The sequence below is a fragment of the Edwardsiella anguillarum ET080813 genome, assembly GCF_000264765.2.
Classification (GTDB): domain Bacteria; phylum Pseudomonadota; class Gammaproteobacteria; order Enterobacterales; family Enterobacteriaceae; genus Edwardsiella; species Edwardsiella anguillarum.
The window spans coordinates 4,119,546-4,136,845 of sequence record NZ_CP006664.1 but is presented as its reverse complement, the minus strand read 5'-3'; the positions used below and the strand labels follow the sequence as shown (position 1 = coordinate 4,136,845).

11 protein-coding genes are annotated in these 17,300 nt (G+C 59.9%); all 11 read left to right on the top strand.

What is annotated here, in order from left to right; translation table 11 throughout:
- Positions 1 to 1,341 carry a type VI secretion system baseplate subunit TssK gene (gene tssK, locus ETEE_RS18425; RefSeq protein WP_038631667.1) on the top strand — a complete coding sequence of 447 codons (1,341 nt, stop codon included), beginning with the start codon at positions 1 to 3 and terminating at the stop codon, positions 1,339 to 1,341.
- Positions 1,338 to 2,027 carry a type VI secretion system protein TssL, short form gene (tssL, locus tag ETEE_RS18420; protein WP_034166038.1) on the top strand — a complete coding sequence of 230 codons (690 nt, stop codon included), beginning with the start codon at positions 1,338 to 1,340 and terminating at the stop codon, positions 2,025 to 2,027. The genes tssK and tssL overlap by 4 nt, the downstream gene beginning before the upstream one ends.
- Positions 2,024 to 3,754 carry an OmpA family protein gene (locus ETEE_RS18415; RefSeq protein ID WP_038631664.1) on the top strand — a complete coding sequence of 577 codons (1,731 nt, stop codon included), beginning with the start codon at positions 2,024 to 2,026 and terminating at the stop codon, positions 3,752 to 3,754. Before tssL ends, ETEE_RS18415 begins: the two co-directional genes overlap by 4 nt.
- A gap of 5 nt (positions 3,755 to 3,759) precedes the next feature.
- A complete protein-coding gene (hcp, locus tag ETEE_RS18410) occupies positions 3,760 to 4,251 on the top strand; it encodes a type VI secretion system effector Hcp (protein ID WP_038631662.1) in 492 nt (163 codons plus the stop codon).
- A gap of 177 nt (positions 4,252 to 4,428) precedes the next feature.
- On the top strand, positions 4,429 to 7,092 hold the full coding sequence (tssH, locus tag ETEE_RS18405; protein WP_038631659.1) for a type VI secretion system ATPase TssH: 2,664 nt from the start codon (positions 4,429 to 4,431) through the stop codon (positions 7,090 to 7,092).
- Positions 7,089 to 9,440 carry a type VI secretion system Vgr family protein gene (locus ETEE_RS18400; protein WP_038631656.1) on the top strand — a complete coding sequence of 784 codons (2,352 nt, stop codon included), beginning with the start codon at positions 7,089 to 7,091 and terminating at the stop codon, positions 9,438 to 9,440. The genes tssH and ETEE_RS18400 overlap by 4 nt, the downstream gene beginning before the upstream one ends.
- A gap of 86 nt (positions 9,441 to 9,526) precedes the next feature.
- On the top strand, positions 9,527 to 9,799 hold the full coding sequence (locus tag ETEE_RS18395) for a hypothetical protein (RefSeq protein WP_144242841.1): 273 nt from the start codon (positions 9,527 to 9,529) through the stop codon (positions 9,797 to 9,799).
- Positions 9,784 to 10,992, top strand: a complete 1,209-nt coding sequence (locus ETEE_RS18390; RefSeq protein WP_034165881.1) for a hypothetical protein — start codon at positions 9,784 to 9,786, stop codon at positions 10,990 to 10,992. The genes ETEE_RS18395 and ETEE_RS18390 overlap by 16 nt, the downstream gene beginning before the upstream one ends.
- On the top strand, positions 10,989 to 14,456 hold the full coding sequence (locus ETEE_RS18385; RefSeq protein WP_034165882.1) for an ImcF-related family protein: 3,468 nt from the start codon (positions 10,989 to 10,991) through the stop codon (positions 14,454 to 14,456). Before ETEE_RS18390 ends, ETEE_RS18385 begins: the two co-directional genes overlap by 4 nt.
- The gene (gene tssA, locus ETEE_RS18380; protein ID WP_034165883.1) at positions 14,456 to 16,057 is read left to right on the top strand and encodes a type VI secretion system protein TssA; all 1,602 of its coding nucleotides are present in this window, start codon (positions 14,456 to 14,458) and stop codon (positions 16,055 to 16,057) included. Before ETEE_RS18385 ends, tssA begins: the two co-directional genes overlap by 1 nt.
- 31 nt (positions 16,058 to 16,088) lie before the next feature.
- Entirely contained in the window at positions 16,089 to 17,255 is a 1,167-nt protein-coding gene (locus ETEE_RS22125) for a PAAR domain-containing protein (protein WP_051905109.1), read from the top strand.
- Positions 17,256 to 17,300: the final 45 nt, after the last annotated feature.

Here is a 17,300-nt window from a genome sequence, read left to right as displayed (position 1 = left end):
ATGAAAACGGAACAACCGTTATGGGGCAGGGGCGTTATGGTCTCTCCTCAGCACTTCCAGCAACAGGCCGCATACGCGGCCTGGTCTGCGGAATGCATTGCCCGGCTGGGTCTTGCACAGCCCTGGGGCGTGATAAATGCCGTTTTTGAACCGGATGCACTGAAACTGGGCCGCCTGCAGGCCCGCCACCTGCATATCCGGTTTCCGGACGGTACGCTTATCGATACGGATAATGCTGACGACTTGCCGCCGGCGCTGGCGCTTGAGGGTGAATCACAGGAAGTGGTGGTGGTTCTGGCCCTTCCGCTGCTGCGGGCGAATGGTGGCAACTGTCTTAAACCCGATGAGGTGGCCGGGCGCCCTGTTCGCTATCGCCAGCGCTGGCGGGATGTCCGCAATACCTTCGGGGAGGATACTCGCCAGATTGCGGTGATGCAGCCGGAGCTGACGCTGCGTTTCATCCATCAGAACAACAGCGATTACCTGATCTGCCCGGTCGCTCGTCTGCGGCAGGATTCACAGGGGCGCTGGGCGCTTGATGAGGCGTATCTCCCCCCGCTCCTTACCATCCAGAGCAGTCGCTGGCTGGTGACCCAACTGGAGCAACTGATGACGCAGCTGCGCGCCCGCCGCCGTCGCCTGATGGCCATGCGCAGGGAAAGTAACGAGCGCATGGCGGATTTTGCCGTGGCGGACGTCTCCCTGTTCTGGCTGCTCNNTGCCCTAAACAGCGCGGAGCCGGTGCTGGGGCAGTTTCAGTGTCACCCGCAAAGCCCGCCCGAGCGTCTGTATCCGGAGCTGGCGCGCCTTGCGGGCAGCCTGTTGACCTTCTCACTGGAGCACCAGGTGAGTGCTATTCCTGTCTGGCAGCATGAGCAGCTGAATAACGTTTTTCCGCCGCTGTTTGATTTGCTGGGCGATCTGTTGGAAGCCAGCCTGCCGTCGCGGGTGGTGTCGATTGAGCTTGAGCACGATGCCCGGCTTCACGTCTGGCATGCCCGTCTGCATGACCCGCGCCTGCGCGAAGGGGCTGATTACTATCTCTCCGTACGTTCATCGATACCGGCGGCTCAGCTACAGGAACAGTTCCCGCGTCAGTGCAAGGTCGGTAGTCCCGATCATGTCAGGAGTATCGTCAATTCTTCACGGGTGGGGGTGCCTCTGGCGCCGCTACGTCATGTGCCGGCCGCCATTCCGCTGCGCCTGGAAAATCAGTATTTCAGCCTCGATGTGACACACCCACTGGCCACCGAGATGCTGCAAAGCGGCAGCTGTATGTTTTATGTCCCGGGGATGCTCGGCGAGCCTGAGCTTGAACTCTTTGCGGTATTGAGAACATGAGTGAGCGTAAACGCGGCGCGGCCGCGTCCATCGATATTGACGCCCTGCTGCAGGATACCTGGCTGCAGGTCATCAGCCTGCGTCACGGCCCGACATTCCAGGATGGCGAAGGGCGCACCTTGTGGGAGCGCTGTATTGCTGATGTGGAGCGGGTCCAGCAAGAGCTGAAAGCGCGTGAGCTGGATGAGGCGGGCTGTCAGCACATTCTTGCCGCGCAATGTGCGCTGCTTGATGAGACGGTCAAGGGGCGCGGCGTGGAGGATGACGCCTGTGTGCAGTGGTATGACATTCCCCTGCAGGGACATTTCCTGGGGACCATGGATGCCGGCGATACGCTCTGCGATCGGATGCGTGATGTGCTGCGTGAGCCGGCGCCTGATCATGCCGTTGTGACCTGCTTCCAGCGTGTGATGATGCTGGGTTTCCTGGGCAGTTTCCATTCTCAGAATGACCCGGAACGTCAGAAACTCGTCAATGCACTCAATGAACATGTCACGCCGTTCCGCTATCCAGCGTCCCATCCGGTGCTGGCGGAAAGCCGTGCTGGATGGGGCGTGGGCGGCTGGCTGGCGTCATGGCCCGTGAGTATTGCTTTGAGCATGTTGGCGGTCGCCGCACTCTGGTGGGGCCTGGATCACTGGCTGGATCAGATGCTGTTGAGCCTGCTGCCGGGAGTCGTGAAATGAGTCCGGCACAACAGCGCGGACTTGCGCTGTGGGCCGCCCTGCTGAGTTCGGTGATCTGTCTGGGTTTTCTGCCGGGAGCCCGAGGGGGTTCCATGCTGCTTCTGCTGGCGCTGCTGGGGGTTATCCTGGCGTGCTGGATTGTGGCCAGCCGGCGTGCAGAGCATGAATCGACGTTGCGCCCCGACGACCTGCCTGACGCCACGTATCGCCAGCCCGTGGTGCTGGTCTGTGGGGATCTCCCCCAGGCCTGGCCCGGGCAATCTCAGGTCCTGACCGTCACCCAGGGGTGCTGGATCCGGGTGGAGAGCCCTCAGGATCTGGAGCAGACAGCCCGTCAGCTGTTATGGCTTCGCCCTGGCTGGGGAGATCAGCTGTCGGTGATGGTCAGCGTCTGTCCGCAGAAATACGCCGACAGCGGGCATCTAACCCGTTGCCTGCTGGCCCTGCGCTGGCAAATCAGCCGGCTGCGTAAAGAGACGGGTCATTCTGTGCCGCTGGTCCTGCATGGTCAGATTGGCAGCGCGATGACGAATGATCTGCTCTGGCAGGCGGCTATCCCAGGGGAAGGCGTGAGAGTCTGGCGTGCGTCTTCGGCGCCGGGTTCCATCGCTGCATGGGTCACCGCCGGTGGGTCGCCTGCGATGCAGCAACAGGTGTTGATGAACAGCCTGATGAGCTGGTTCCATCAACACGTCAAAGCTGTCTTTATGGATGAGAACTCCGATTTTCCTGCCATTATACCTGTTGCGGAGCTGTGGGGTATGGGGCCGATCCTTGCCGGAAGTCTGGCCACATCGGCCTGGACCGCGTGGCTGTCCCGCCACACCGCCATGCAGCAGGTGGCGGGCTGGCAGCCAGTGGGAACGGACAGTTCGGTTATCTCCCCGTTGCCAGATTTTATCCTGCCATTGCTGCCGGAGGGGCGAGGCCTGACGCCGCGTGGGCGAGCCTTCCGTTGTGCGCTCGGGATTTTCACGCTGGCGGCGATTGCAGCGCTGCTCAGTAGTGGTTGGAACAATCGTCAGTTACTGCAGCGTGTGAGCTTCGATATTGCCCGCTACGACCGTATCCCGATGCATGATTTCGGCCCCAAAGCCGACGCCGTTGCTGTCCTGCGTGACGATGCGGCAGCGCTGGATAATCTGGCGCGCAACGGGATACCGCCCCGTCTGAGCCTCGGTTTATATCAGGGTGAGCGTCTGCGAATGCCGCTACTGGATGCGATCCATGCTTATGTGCCCCCGCCGTTTGAATCTGAAGCGCAGCCGACGCCCAAACGGGTATCGAAATCTCAATCGACTCCGACAACGGTGCGTCTCGACAGTCTGTCGCTGTTCGATTCCGGCAAATCGGTACTGAAAACCGGCTCCACCAAATGGCTTGTGAACTCACTGGTCGGCATCAAGGCGAAGCCGGGCTGGCTGATTGTCGTCAGTGGTCACACCGATAACACCGGCAGCCCTCAACTGAATCAGATGCTGTCCCTGAAGCGTGCCGAAGCGGTACGCGACTGGATGCGTGACACTGGCGATGTGCCGGAAAGCTGTTTTGCGGTGCAGGGCTATGGCGCCAGCCGCCCGGTCGCAACCAATGACACCCCGGAAGGGCGCGCACTTAACCGTCGTGTCGAAATCAGTCTGGTACCGCAGGCTAATGCCTGTCAGATACCCGGCGAAACCCCAGCGTCATCGCAGGATGATGACGTATCACAATCAAATGGAGAGTAACTCTCATGGCAATTCCTGTTTATCTTTGGCTGAAGGACGACGGCGGTGCGGACATTAAAGGGTCTGTGGACGTGCAGGATCGCGAAGGCAGCATCGAAGTGGTGGCCCAGGAGCATAACCTGTATATCCCGACCGATAACAACACCGGCAAGCTGACCGGCACCCGTATCCACACCCCATTCCTGTTCACCAAGGAAATCGACTCGTCCAGCCCGTACCTGTACAAGGCGGTGACCACCGGTCAGACCCTGAAGTCTGCGGAATTCAAGTGGTACAAAATCAACGATGCGGGCCAGGAAGTGGAGTACTTCAACACCAGACTGGAGAACGTGAAGGTGGTGAAAGTGGCTCCGAAGATGCACGACATCAAGGATCCTGCCTTCGAGAAACACAACCACCTTGAGCAGATCGAACTGCGTTACGAAAAAATCACCTGGACCTACAAAGACGGCAACATCATTCATTCCGACTCCTGGAGCGAACGCGCTACCGCGTAAGTCACCAGCGGACAGGTTTTTTCTGTCCGCTTTTCCATTTTTGCTCAACGTCTGTCTGCGCGGGCGTTGAGCAAAGAAAACCACAAACTGCCAGCCCGACCGTGTGCGCTTTGGTCCCCTGAACGGGAAATAGTGAGGGGCGGTAGCGTGTCCAGGAACCGACAAAGAGAGAAAGTCATGGAAAATCCAGCCATCCTGCTGCGACGTCTGAATCCTCACTGTGCCCGTGCGATGGAGGGGGCGGCCTCGCTCTGCCAGATCCGCACCCATGCGGAAATCCTGCCTGAGCACTGGCTGCTGAAGCTGCTGGAGCAGGGGGAGGGTGACCTGACGGTGCTGGCCCGCCGTTATGAGTGGGATATGGATGCGCTGTGGCAGGATTTGCTCGGCTGGCTGGATTCACTTCCCCGCTCTGTTTGCAGTCGCCCGCAGCTTTCAAACAGCATTCAGACGCTGATGCAGGAAGCCTGGCTGATTGCCTCCCTTAATGGCGAAGAGCATATCCGCAGTGTGCATCTGCTGATGGCGCTGGCCGATAGGCCAAAACTGGTGCGCTGCGATGGCCTGTGGCCGCTGCTGACCCTCGGCCAGAGTCAGCTGGAGCGTCTGCGTCCGCTGCTTGATGCGCAGTCAGACGAACGCCCGGATGTGCAGCTGGATGAAGAATTAGCCAAAAGCGATACGGTTGAGTTCGTGGGCCGCCCGGTCGGCGTTTCTGAAGGCAAAGAAGGCGAGTTGTCGCCTGCGCTGCAGAACGCGCTGGATAAATTCACCCTTGATGTCACCGCCAAGGCCAGAGAGGGCAGGATTGACCCGGTGTTTGGCCGTGACACGGAAATCCGTCAGATGGTGGATATTCTCTCGCGCCGTCGCAAGAACAACCCGATCCTGGTTGGTGAGTCGGGCGTCGGCAAAACGGCCCTGGTGGAAGGGCTGGCGCTGCGCATTGCCGAAGGCAACGTACCGGAAAGCCTGAAAACAGTCGTTCTGCGTACCCTGGACCTCGGTCTACTGCAGGCGGGCGCTGGCGTAAAGGGCGAATTTGAGCAGCGCCTGAAAAACGTCATCGATGCTGTGCAGCAGTCGCCGGTGCCTGTCCTGCTGTTTATCGACGAAGCGCATACCATCATCGGGGCGGGGAATTCAGCCGGGGGCGCAGATGCGGCCAATCTGCTGAAGCCGGCGCTGGCACGTGGCGAGCTGCGCACCATTGCCGCCACTACCTGGAGCGAGTACAAGCAGTACTTCGAGCGTGATGCCGCGCTGGAGCGCCGCTTCCAGATGGTGAAAGTGGACGAGCCAGACGACGAGACCGCCTGCCTGATGCTGCGTGGCCTGAAATCCCGCTATGCCGAACACCACGGCGTACATATCACTGACGACGCGGTACGCGCGGCCGTCACATTGTCGCGCCGCTATTTGACCGGACGCCAGCTGCCGGACAAAGCCGTTGACCTGCTGGATACCGCCTCTGCCCGTGTGCGAATGAGTCTCGACACCGTGCCGGAAGCGCTGACCCAGTATCGCGCACAGCTCACCGCGCTGGATATCGAAAAGCAGGCGCTGCTGGAAGATATCGCGCTGGGTAATAATCAGCACGGCGAACGCCTGGCGGCGATTGAGCAGCAGCAGAACGACCTGATTGTCGAACTCGACGTGCTGGAAACCCAGTATGGTCGCGAGCTGAGCCTGACCAAACAACTGCTCGACGTGCGCCCGGACATCAGCCGTCAGACCGATATCAACAACCTGCAAAACCAGCTCTCCGCGCTGCAGGGCAGCACGCCACTGTTGTCGCTGGACGTGGACACCCGCACCGTGGCCAACGTGATTGCCGACTGGACCGGCGTTCCGTTGTCTTCCCTGATGAAAGATGAACAGACCGAACTGCTGACCCTGGAAGCTGAAATCGGTAGGCGCGTAGTGGGGCAGGACGTGGCGCTGATCGCCATTGCCCAGCGCCTGCGCGCGGCGAAAACCGGCCTGACGTCTGAGAACGGCCCGCAGGGCGTATTCCTGCTGGTTGGTCCGAGTGGCGTGGGGAAAACCGAGACCGCGCTGGCGCTGGCGGATGTGCTGTACGGTGGCGAGAAATCCCTCATCACCATCAACCTGTCTGAATACCAGGAGCCGCACACGGTATCCCAGCTAAAAGGCTCTCCGCCGGGTTACGTGGGTTACGGCCAGGGCGGCATTCTCACCGAAGCGGTGCGCAAGCGTCCGTACAGCGTGGTGCTGCTGGATGAGGTGGAAAAAGCCCATCGTGACGTGATAAACCTGTTCTATCAGGTGTTCGACCGCGGCTTTATGCGCGACGGCGAAGGGCGTGAAATCGACTTCCGTAATACCGTTATTCTGATGACCTCGAACCTCGGCAGCGACCACCTGATGCAGCTGCTGGATGAACAGCCAGGTGCCAGCGAAAGCGACCTGCACGAACTGCTGCGCCCGACTTTACGTGACCACTTCCAGCCCGCGCTGCTGGCCCGTTTCCAGACAGTTATCTACCGTCCGCTGGCAGAATTAGCCATGCGCACCATCGTGGAGATGAAACTCAGCCAGGTGAGTCAACGCCTGAAGCGTCACTACGGTCTGACCATGCAGATTGGCGAGAGCCTGTATGACACGCTGACCGCGGCCTGCCTGTTGCCGGATACCGGTGCGCGTAACGTTGACAGCCTTCTCAACCAGCAAATCCTGCCGGTGCTGAGTCAGCAACTGCTGACCCATATGGCTGCGAAGCAGAAGCCCAAATTACTGACGCTGGAATGGCACGACGATGAGGGCATTGTGCTGGCGTTTGATACCCCAGCCACTGAACCAGAAGGAACTGACGCATGAGCACGAATCTCAAAATCCGCTTCAGCCACAATCATCACGGGCTTTCGGTAAAAGGCTGTGAGTCCGGGCTGGACGTCCTGGCCTTTGAGGGGCACGAAGCCCTGAGTCAACCGTTTAGCTACCGTATTGAGTTCACCAGTGGCGATCATGCCATCAGCAAGGAAATGATGCTGATGAAAGCGGCCTCCCTGACGCTGCAGGCACCGGTGGATCAGGGCTACGGCATTAAGGTGCAACAGGCCGTTCGCGTGATTCAGGGGGTAGTCAGCGGTTTTGAACGCCTCGGTACCTCAAAAGATGAAACCCATTACGCCCTGACGCTGACCCCGCGCCTGGCGTTGCTCAGCCGTTCACACCAGAACGCCATTTATCAGGACATGTCGGTTCCGCAGATTGTTGAAAAAATTCTGCGCGAGCGCCACAGCATGCGCGGCCAAGATTTTCTGTTCTCGCTGACGCAGGAATATCCGCGCCGCGAGCAGGTGATGCAGTACGGCGAGGACGATCTGCATTTCATCACCCGACTGCTGGGTGAGGTGGGCATCTGGTTCCGCTTTACCACCGATATGCGCCTCAATATCGATGTGGTGGAGTTTTACGACGGCCCGCAGGGCTATGAGAAAGGGCTGACCCTGCCGTCGGTGCCGCCGTCGGGCCAGCACTCAAAAGGCGTGGACTCGGTGTGGGGAATGGAGACCCATCATCACGTGGTGCAGAAGCAGGTCAGCACCTGTGATTACAACTACCGTGCGGCAAACGAGGACATGAACACCCAGGTCGATGTGACCCGGGGGGACGCCACTACCTACGGTGATGCCTATCACTATGCCGACAATTACCTGACGCCGGGCAGTAAATACGACCGCCATCCGGCCCCGGAATCCGGGGCGTTCTATGCCCGTATCCGGCATGAGCGTTACCTGAATGGGCAGACGCAGACCCACGCCATCACCAGTTGCCCGACGCTGTTCCCGGGTATGCTGTTAAAGGTCACCGGCGGCTATGAGGTGGCAGACGTGTTTGCGCAGGGCGTGGTCATCACCGTGATGCGCAGCCATGCGCGCCGTGATGAAGATTTTGGTGTGAATTTTGAGGGTATCCCGGACAGCTCGGATTTTGGCTTCCGCCCGGCCCCCGGCGCCCGTCCGGTGATGGCCGGCACGCTGCCGGCCCGCGTTACCAGCACCACCGAAAATGACGCCTACGGCCATATCGACCGCGATGGCCGCTACCGCGTCAACATGCTGTTCGACCGCGATAACTGGGAGACCGGTTTTGAAAGCCTGTGGGTGCGCCAGTCGCGCCCCTATGCCGGTGATACCTATGGCCTGCACCTGCCGCTGCTGGCGGGCACCGAAGTGGCGATTAGCTTTGAGGACGGTAACCCGGACCGGCCGTACATCTCCGGCGTACTTCATGACTCGGCGCACGGTGACCACGTCACCATTCAGAACTACAAACGCAACGTCCTGCGCACCCCGGCGAACAACAAAATCCGCCTCGACGATGCGCGCGGGAAAGAGCATATCAAGGTCAGCACGGAGTACGGTGGTAAGAGTCAGCTCAATCTCGGTCACCTGGTCGACAGCGAGAAACAGCCACGTGGCGAGGGTTTTGAGCTCAGAAGCGACAGCTGGGGCGCTATCCGGGCACAGAAGGGGATGTTTATCAGCGCTGACGGTCAGACGATGGCGCAGGGGGCGGCGCTGGAGATGCAGCCGGCGGTCAGCAATCTGGGCGATGCCCGGGAGCAGATGACCTCCATCTCCGATGACGCGCAGAAGGCGGCCGCGACCCCGGCGGATCTCCGGGCGCAAATCACACTGCTGGAGCAGCAGCTGACAGATCTCAAAAAATCGGTGCTGCTGCTCAGCGCGCCGGATGGTGTGGCGCTGACCAGCGGACAGCACCTACAGGTATCGGCCGGCCAGAATCTGATTGCCACTGCCGGTAAAAATGCGGACGTCAGCGTGGTGAAAAATCTGTTTATCGGGGTCGGTAATGCCCTGAGTGTGTTCGTTCGTAAGCTGGGGATCAAGCTCATCGCCAACCAGGGGCCGGTGAGGATCCAGGCGCAGAATGCGTTGATGGAGCTGCTCGCCCGTGGAGAGATCCGCGTCGTCAGCACCGAAGATCGCATCGAAATCATTGCCAAAAAACAGGTCACGATTAACGGGGGCGGAAGCTATATCACCCTCGATGCCAATGGCATTGAATCAGCCACTCAGGGTGAATACCTGACCAAGGCCGGGTATTACGGACGAAAAGAAAAGGCCAGCAAGCAGGTAGCGTTTCCGAGCATGGCGCCTGAAACCGCAGAGTCCTCCAGTAAATGCAGCTTTTCATGACGGGGTGTTGGCCGATGATGATCGGCCCACCGCCTCTGAAGGCGAGAGCGGCCCATGTAACGGATGCGGCCTGCCTCGAAAGGGGCATGACTGACGTTCATCGTCGTGGGTACCCGGTTCACGCTCATGGCGCGTGGCAGGGCGGGAGCTACATTTGCCAGACTGCCGCAGGAGGCGCGGCCGAGCGCGTGCGAGCGATTGCGGAGGCGTTCATCGTTTCACTGCGCACACGCGTCGCCAGACGCGATCTGGCACCGCAGAACCTCAACGCCGATAAACCCAATCTGATATGGGATGAATCAGATAACACTTATGGTTACGACAAAGATGAGTTGCAAGAGAAATGCCGTATTCCCTGAAAAATCCTCCCGAATGTCATCCTCGATCGGCACCACCGAAAATATCACGTTGGCTTGCGGCTCTGGCGATACCGTTGGTCATTGTCGTGATCCTCATGCGGATATTGGGAGTTTATATCGATAACAAGCACTTCGGGTTGATTGCTATGGGGACCCCTGTCGTGGTGTGGATCGTGAGTTTCAGTATTCGTCTGTGGGGCTGGTCATTACAGGACAGTAAAGCGAATGCTTTTGACCGACGTCGGGAACAATGGATCTTGCGTGAGACCCGCCGAGCGCGCCGTGCGCTTCAGATACTGAATACGACATTTATCACAGCCCATCAGGAGAGCGAACCAGGTTCTGTCGCCGTTGAAATGCGCAATAACCACAGCATTATCATTTCTCAGTCGGACTGGAAAAACGAGAAGAGTAACAGGATGAGCCGCATCGGGGCGGGACCGGATGAGACGCCTGAGCGGCTCGTCTCACGCCTGCTTTCAGCGCTCATTGCCGATCTGCCCGTCGACCAGTTTCCTGAAAATGCCGCGCTGGCGGTCATCCTTGATGTCTCGTCATCTCTGTCATGCCCTACTGTTCGGGCGATTTGGCAGAAAGCCTGGCAGGAGAGCGGCATAGCCTGCGCGGTTGAGTATGTGGACAGCCGTGGTCCGGGGGGCGTCAGCCACTGGCTGGATCACCGAATCCAAGATGAGGCGATGTTGTTGATTATTGGCCTCCAGGTTGATCCGGTTATATCGAACAACACGGCGGAAGCCGCCGTTGCCCTGCTTCTGGGCAACCGCCTGACGCAGCAGGCTATTGACCCCCTCGCGCTGCTGCACCGGCCAGATGCGGCCCCTCCGGGTGAGCTGTGCGGGGGGATGAACATGGCCGCCTATAACGTCCCGCTCAAAGAGAATATCGTGAAAAATTTATGGCTTGCCGGGCTGACGGGGGCGCAGCGCGCAGAAGTGATCGCGTGCCAGAATGCGCATCCTGCGCAGTCCGTAGAGGACGAAGCCGTGATTTCACTCGATATGTCGATGGGATATGCCGGCGCCGCTGCGCCCTGGTTGGCCATCGCGGCCGCCACTGAAATCGCACGGCAAACGCAGTCACCCCAGATGATTATCTGCGGCGACACCACGCAGAATGCGCTGTGGAGCACGCTCATTACCCCGATGGCTTCCCGACAGGAGATGGATCCGTGACGCTACCTTTGGCACCGAAGACGACGGAAGGGCGCTATCTTTCTGGCGTATTCATTCTCTTTTTACTCCTTGCCGCAATGACGTTTATGGTCTGGCGGTATCCGGACATCGCCGGGCTGGAGAGGGGGAGTCCGCAGCAGACTTACTGGCTTATTGGCGGGTGCTGCATTAGCGGATGCACATTTATTATGCTGGTTACGCTCCTGTGGGCCGCGCTCAGTGCCGGCAAAACGGCGTTTGATGCTCTCGTCGACGCGACAAATGGCGATGACGAGGGGGCGAAAAGGGAAAGTGAACACCCCCCTGAGTCTCCGGCGGGGGTGATGTCTGGAGCGATACGGGCCCACCTACGCTCACGGGTTGGCTTTTACTGGCGTGGAAAAGCCCGCCTGTTGTTGGTGACGGGCGACGCCGCCGCGATTGAGCAACTGGTTCCCGGCCTGCAGCAGCGGCAGTGGCTTGAGGGTAACCGTACCGTTCTGATTTATGGCGGCAGTCTGATATCGGAGCCCGACCATGAAAAATACGCGGCGCTGCGCAGGCTGCGTCGCGGACGCCCGCTGGACGGTATTGTCCGTGTCATGCCGGCGTCGCTTCACCTGACACCACACATCAGTGACAACGATTTACGCGGGCTGGAAAAAATCAGCGAGCTGCTGCGTTATTCCGCACCGGTCTGGCTGTGGCAACTGTGCGACAGTCCATGGTCGCAGACTAACCGCACAGAACAGACGGTAGGGGCCTGTTTTCCGCTACGTGCGAAAGCCGAAGATATTACCCGCCAGCTTGAATTGATGCTGCCGACGCTGCGGGCGCAGGGGGTGAGTCAGATCGCTGATAACGATAGCCACGACTTCCTGCTGCGCCTGGGGCAGCGCCTGAAAGACGGCGGTATCGCCCGCTGGGCTCAGCAACTGCGGCCATGGCTCTCCGACGCTCAGCAGCGCGTTTCGCTGCGGGGCCTGATGTTCAGCCTGCCGGAGAATAAACCCGCTGATATTTTCGAGAGAAGCGCCGGCGCTGAGAAATATGTCCCGGAGTCACAACGCCATGCGCTGACCCTGCCGGTGACCTGGCAGGGTATCGTTGACCGCTGCACCCGTATTCGTGGTCGCCGGGTCGGTAGGGCGTGGGAACAGACGCTGGCCTGGGCCATGATGGCGATCATCGGCGTCTGGGGCGCCGGGCTGCTGCTCGCCTTTGCGCTGAACTCCGGCCAGATATCTTCCGTGGCGGCAAAAGCCCGATACCTGGTGGCGCATCCTTCCGTCTCCGATGCACAGCTGGTGGCCTTGCACGATCTGCGTAATGACGCCGGTCGCCTGCTGCATCATGTCCGGGAGGAGACGCCATGGTATCAGCGCTTCGGCCTGAACCATAGCCCGCAGCTGCTCGACGCGATGCTGCCCTGGTACGGCGTGGCGAACAACCGCCTGATACGCGACCCGGCATATGCCGCCCTGATGCAGAAGCTCAGCGCGCTGGTAAACTCAGCGCCCAGCAGCGCCCTGCGGGCACAGCTGGCAAAGCCGGGCTATGACCAGCTGAAAGCCTGGCTGATGATGTCCCGTCCGGATAAAGCCGACGGTGCGTTTTTCGCGCAGACCATGCAATCCGTGCAGCCGACGCGCATGGGCATCTCAACCGGCCTGTGGCAAAGCCTGTCGCCGACTTTGTGGGCATTCTACATCGCCGAACTGCCCGAGCAGCCACGGTGGAAAATCGCGCCGGATGCGCAACGGGTCAGCCAGAGCCGTCAGGTGCTGCTGCAGCAAATTGGACGGCGCAACGCCGACGGCACGCTGTATGAGAACATGCTCAACTCGGTGCGTCGTAACTTCGCCGACGTGTCACTGGAAGACATGACTCGCGGCACCGATGCGCGCCGACTCTTCACCACCGAGGCGGTGGTGCCGGGCATGTTCACTCGTCAGGCGTGGGAAGGGGGGATACAGCAGGCCATCGAGAAAGCCGCGACTTCCCGACGCGATGCAATCGACTGGGTGTTGAGCGATGCCGCTACGTCAGTACCCGCTGAGCTGGCGCCGGAAGCGCTGAAAACGCGCCTGCTGCAACGTTACTTCACCGACTTCGCCGGCAGCTGGCTGAACTTTCTCAACAGTCTGCGGCTTAACCCGGCGAACAACATTGCGGACGTCGCAGACCAGCTGGCGCTGATGAGCGATGTCCGCCAGTCGCCACTGATTGCCCTGATGAATACCGTCGCCTGGCAGGGGCAGGCCGGCCAGCAAAGTGAAGGCCTTTCGAGTTCCATCGTCTCATCGGCTAAGGCGCTGATGGGGGGGGAAGAGACACCAGCGATTGACCCGTCTGCCACGGAGTTGCAGGGGCCATTGGATGACACCTTCGGTCCGCTGCTTCAGCTGCTGGGTAAAAACAACGGCAGCAACCTCATGTCGGCCGACAACTCACTGAGCCTGCAGACGTATCTGACCCGCATCACCCGCGTGCGTCTGCGCCTGCAACAGGTGGCCAGCGCCTCCGACCCGCAGGCGATGCTACAAACCCTGGCGCAGACCGTATTCCAGGGCAAAAGCGTGGACTTGAGCGACACCCAGCAATATGGCAGCCTGATTGCGGCAAGCCTGGGCGAAGCGTGGAGCGGTTTTGGCAGCACCGTGTTTGTTCAGCCGCTGACCCAGGCCTGGGAGACCGTGCTTCAGCCGTCGGCGGCGAGCCTGAATGACAAATGGCGCCGCGCCGTGGTGGCGAACTGGCACACGGCATTCGACGGCCGTTTCCCGTTTGCTGACAGCAAAAGTGATGCCTCTTTACCGATGCTGGCCGAGTTTGTGCGCAAAGACAGCGGCCGTATTGAACGCTTCCTGACCGCAGAGCTCAGCGGCGTGCTGCACAAAGAGGGCAGCCGATGGGTAGCGGATAAGGTCAACAGCCAGGGGCTAAGCTTTAATCCGGCCTTCCTGCGCGCCATTAACCAGCTGAGCCAGCTGTCGGACATCCTGTTTACCGACGGCGGTCAGGGCATCAGCTTTGAACTGCAGGCACGCCCGGCGCCGCAGGTGGTGGAGACTCAGCTGATCATCGACGGACAAAAGCTGCACTACTTTAACCAGATGGCCGACTGGCAGCCCTTCCGCTGGCCGGGAGACACTTACACGCCGGGCACCATGCTGACCTGGACCACCGTCAGCGCCGGAGCGCGTCTGTTCGGGGACTACAGTGGAACCTGGGGCTTTATTCGCTGGCTGGGAGAGGGTAAACGACAGCCGCTGGACCGCAGCCGGTGGATGATGAGCTTCAGCGCGCCGGATGGCTCCACCCTACGGTGGGTGCTGCGCTCGCAGCTGGGCAGCGGTCCACTGGCGTTACTGGCACTGCGCAACTTCACGCTGCCGGATCAGATCTTCAACGTCGACAGCGTGGCCACGGCTCCGGCGCGGATGGCCGACGCGGAAGAGAGTGACATGGACGGAGTCGAATAATGGGCACGCTGCCGAATCTGATCGCCGCCTGTCAGGTGGATGAAGTTCAGCTGCGACAGCAGGCGCAGGCGCTCACGGAAAGCTGGCACCCCTGGCTTGCCCCGGTCAGCGATAGCCGTCCAACAGGAGAGGATCCGGGATATGACGATGATTTTCAGCGCATCCGTGAGGAGGTCGACAGGCTTTCCGGCGTTGATACCGGGCTGATTTGCCAGCTGGCCGAGAGGCTGTTGACCCGCACGGCGCAAGATATCCGGGTCGCGACCTATTATTGCTGGGCACGTCTGCACCGGGACGGCGAAGCCGGCTTCGCTGAGGGGCTTGCACTGCTGGCGGGGTTACTGCAGCGCTATGGCGCGCAGCTTCATCCGCAGCGTGAGCGGAGCCGTAAATCGGCGCTGGAGTGGCTTGCAGGCCCCCGTGTTCTCGACGGCCTGTCACGCTGGCCGGAGGTGGTACGCGACGAGGCCCTGCGCACTGTCGGTGTGTTGCTGCTTATCCGCGACAGCCTGGAGGCCGAGCCGGAGGCGTCACGGCCGGAGCTGAGTGCCCTGTACCGCGCGCTGGAGTCTCGCCTGATGAAAGCCGGTGGCGTGGATGCCGTGGTGCCGCAGAATGCCGCTCATCAGGCTCCGCCGCCGCCCCCATTACACACGGCCGAGCCTGACGCACCGCGCCTGAGCCGTATCACCTCCGGTCAGGATTTGCTGGCTCAGGCCCGCACCCTGGCGGAGTATCTGCGAGAACAGCCCGCGGGCTGGCTCGCCGCACACCGGCTGATGAAAAGCCTGCGCCATGACACGCTGAGCGCTATCCCGGCGCCGGATGCCGAGGGGAAAACGCGCATTGAGCCGCCGCGGGCTGACCAGCGAGCCATGCTCAAACGCCTGTACCTGCAGCAGAGCTGGCCGGAGATGCTGGCGCAGGTGGACAGCACCTTCTCGCGCGGCGCCAATCACCTCTGGCTGGATTTGCAGTGGTATACCCACCAGGCCCTGGTGAAGTCAGGGCAGGAGGTGCTGGCCGAGATTATCACCGCCGATCTGAAAGGGCTGCTGCGCCGGCTCTCCGGGCTTGAAACGCTGGCCTTTAATGACGGTACGCCGTTTGCCGATGAGATCACCCTGAACTGGATAAACCAGAGCGTGCTGGACGGTATATCCGGCTGGCGTGAGGCGCCGGTCAGCGCCGTCAGTGAGACGGATAACGATATCCTGGCCCTTGAGCCGGAGGCGCTGGAGAAAGCGGACACGGAGGGTCTGGATGCCACGCTCCACTGGCTACAGACACGCCCAGGCGCGGACTCCACAAAAGGCAAATGGCTGCTGCGCCTGCTGATGGCGCGCGTGGCGGAGCAGAGGGGCCGGAATGAGCTGGCACTGCATCTGCTGGGTGAGCTTGAGAGTACCGCACAGGCCATCACGCTCACGCAGTGGATACCGGCGCTGTTGTTTGAGGTGAAATCGCGTCGCCTCAGGCTGCTGCGCATGAAAGCCACCCGCAGCGAAACCGATAAATTGCGGCTTCAGCCCGAGATGGATTTGCTTCTGTCCGGCCTGATTGCGCTCGATCCGGTCAGCAGTGCGGTGCTTTGCGGGTAACCCGGAGTGAATTCAGCGAAAGGGGAAACATATGCCGGTAACAGGCTATTATCTGGTGCAGGGCGATAAAACGACCTGCGGCGGGAGGATCACCACGGGCGCAGAGGATCACACGCTGTTTGATAAACCTGTTGCCCGCGAGCAGGACAGCGTGACCTGTGGAAAATATGTGGGACTGTATAGGATAGCCGGCGGCATCGACAACGATACCATTCACGGCAGGCGGATGGCCGGAACCCTCGACAGCTACAGCACCTGCCCCTGCAAGGCGAGGTTTATTCCGTCGATGATGCAGGATACCTATGAGAAATCATCGGGTTCGGGCATAGCCACGAACGCAGCCGAGGAAAAAGCAGAGGCGACGGTAAGCCCAGCCGTGACGGCTGGCCCGGAACCGTGTGTCAGCGCTGAGGCCGATAAGCCTGATGAGCAACTCAGCGGCTGGCTGGCTTATTACGGTACGGATATGCAGCCGCTTAAAAACCTGGCTTTCCGGAGTTTTGTCGACTCCGATGTACCCAAAGTGATCATTGCGGGTGACGGGCATCGGAAACCTCCTTTCATCTATTCTCAGCATATGCCCGGTGTCCTTTCCGCCTTTAGCAAAGGGAAGCTGCGGTTGTATGTCGAATATACGCAGTCAGGGTGGTCTCTTCGGAACAAAACACCCGGGGCGTTGCCGCCATATCTTACGCAAAAGAAAAGCTTCTTTAAAAAAGACATTGTCACCCCATGGGAGAATGAGGTGATGGGGGAGTCCTCAACGGCGATATATGAAAAATTAATTGAAAAAATAGGCGGTCTGACACCGCTTACAGCGGCAGAGGCGAAAAAATTAAAATTGCAGGGACAACAATTTGCAGACGGATTGAACGCCATCACTCCAGACCTGGCGGTAACGGTCAGAAAACATATCAATAATCTCGTCGCGGCAGCAGGCCCCTTGCCGGAGCAGGATGTTATGGCGCTGGTGAGTATTATCTCGGGGCAATGGCGAGACCTGTTTGTGAATGAAGACTTAGCCGAACGTTTAGCGGAAGAGATCACCAAGGCGCCGGATTTAACCCGGCTGATTTCAATAGGAGATGCGCATCTTGATGACAATAACAACCCTTTTCATATATTACTTGCTGAGAAACTATCAAAACGAATGAAGTCGCCTCCAGTTATTCTGGTAAATAAAAGAAGCGAGTTTTAATCCTATTGGTTTCTCCGTTTATTGATTTATTATCCGTTGGGCTTA

Excerpts from the sequence above, each read along its gene's own strand:
- tssH (WP_038631659.1), top strand. The coding sequence starts at position 4,429 with ATGGAAAATCCAGCCATCCTGCTGCGACGTCTGAATCCTCACTGTGCC.
- ETEE_RS18395 (WP_144242841.1), top strand. The coding sequence starts at position 9,527 with ATGACTGACGTTCATCGTCGTGGGTACCCGGTTCACGCTCATGGCGCG.
- hcp (WP_038631662.1), top strand. The coding sequence starts at position 3,760 with ATGGCAATTCCTGTTTATCTTTGGCTGAAGGACGACGGCGGTGCGGAC.
- tssA (WP_034165883.1), top strand. The coding sequence starts at position 14,456 with ATGGGCACGCTGCCGAATCTGATCGCCGCCTGTCAGGTGGATGAAGTT.
- tssL (WP_034166038.1), top strand. The coding sequence starts at position 1,338 with ATGAGTGAGCGTAAACGCGGCGCGGCCGCGTCCATCGATATTGACGCC.
- ETEE_RS18400 (WP_038631656.1), top strand. The coding sequence starts at position 7,089 with ATGAGCACGAATCTCAAAATCCGCTTCAGCCACAATCATCACGGGCTT.
- ETEE_RS18415 (WP_038631664.1), top strand. The coding sequence starts at position 2,024 with ATGAGTCCGGCACAACAGCGCGGACTTGCGCTGTGGGCCGCCCTGCTG.
- ETEE_RS18390 (WP_034165881.1), top strand. The coding sequence starts at position 9,784 with ATGCCGTATTCCCTGAAAAATCCTCCCGAATGTCATCCTCGATCGGCA.
- ETEE_RS22125 (WP_051905109.1), top strand. The coding sequence starts at position 16,089 with ATGCCGGTAACAGGCTATTATCTGGTGCAGGGCGATAAAACGACCTGC.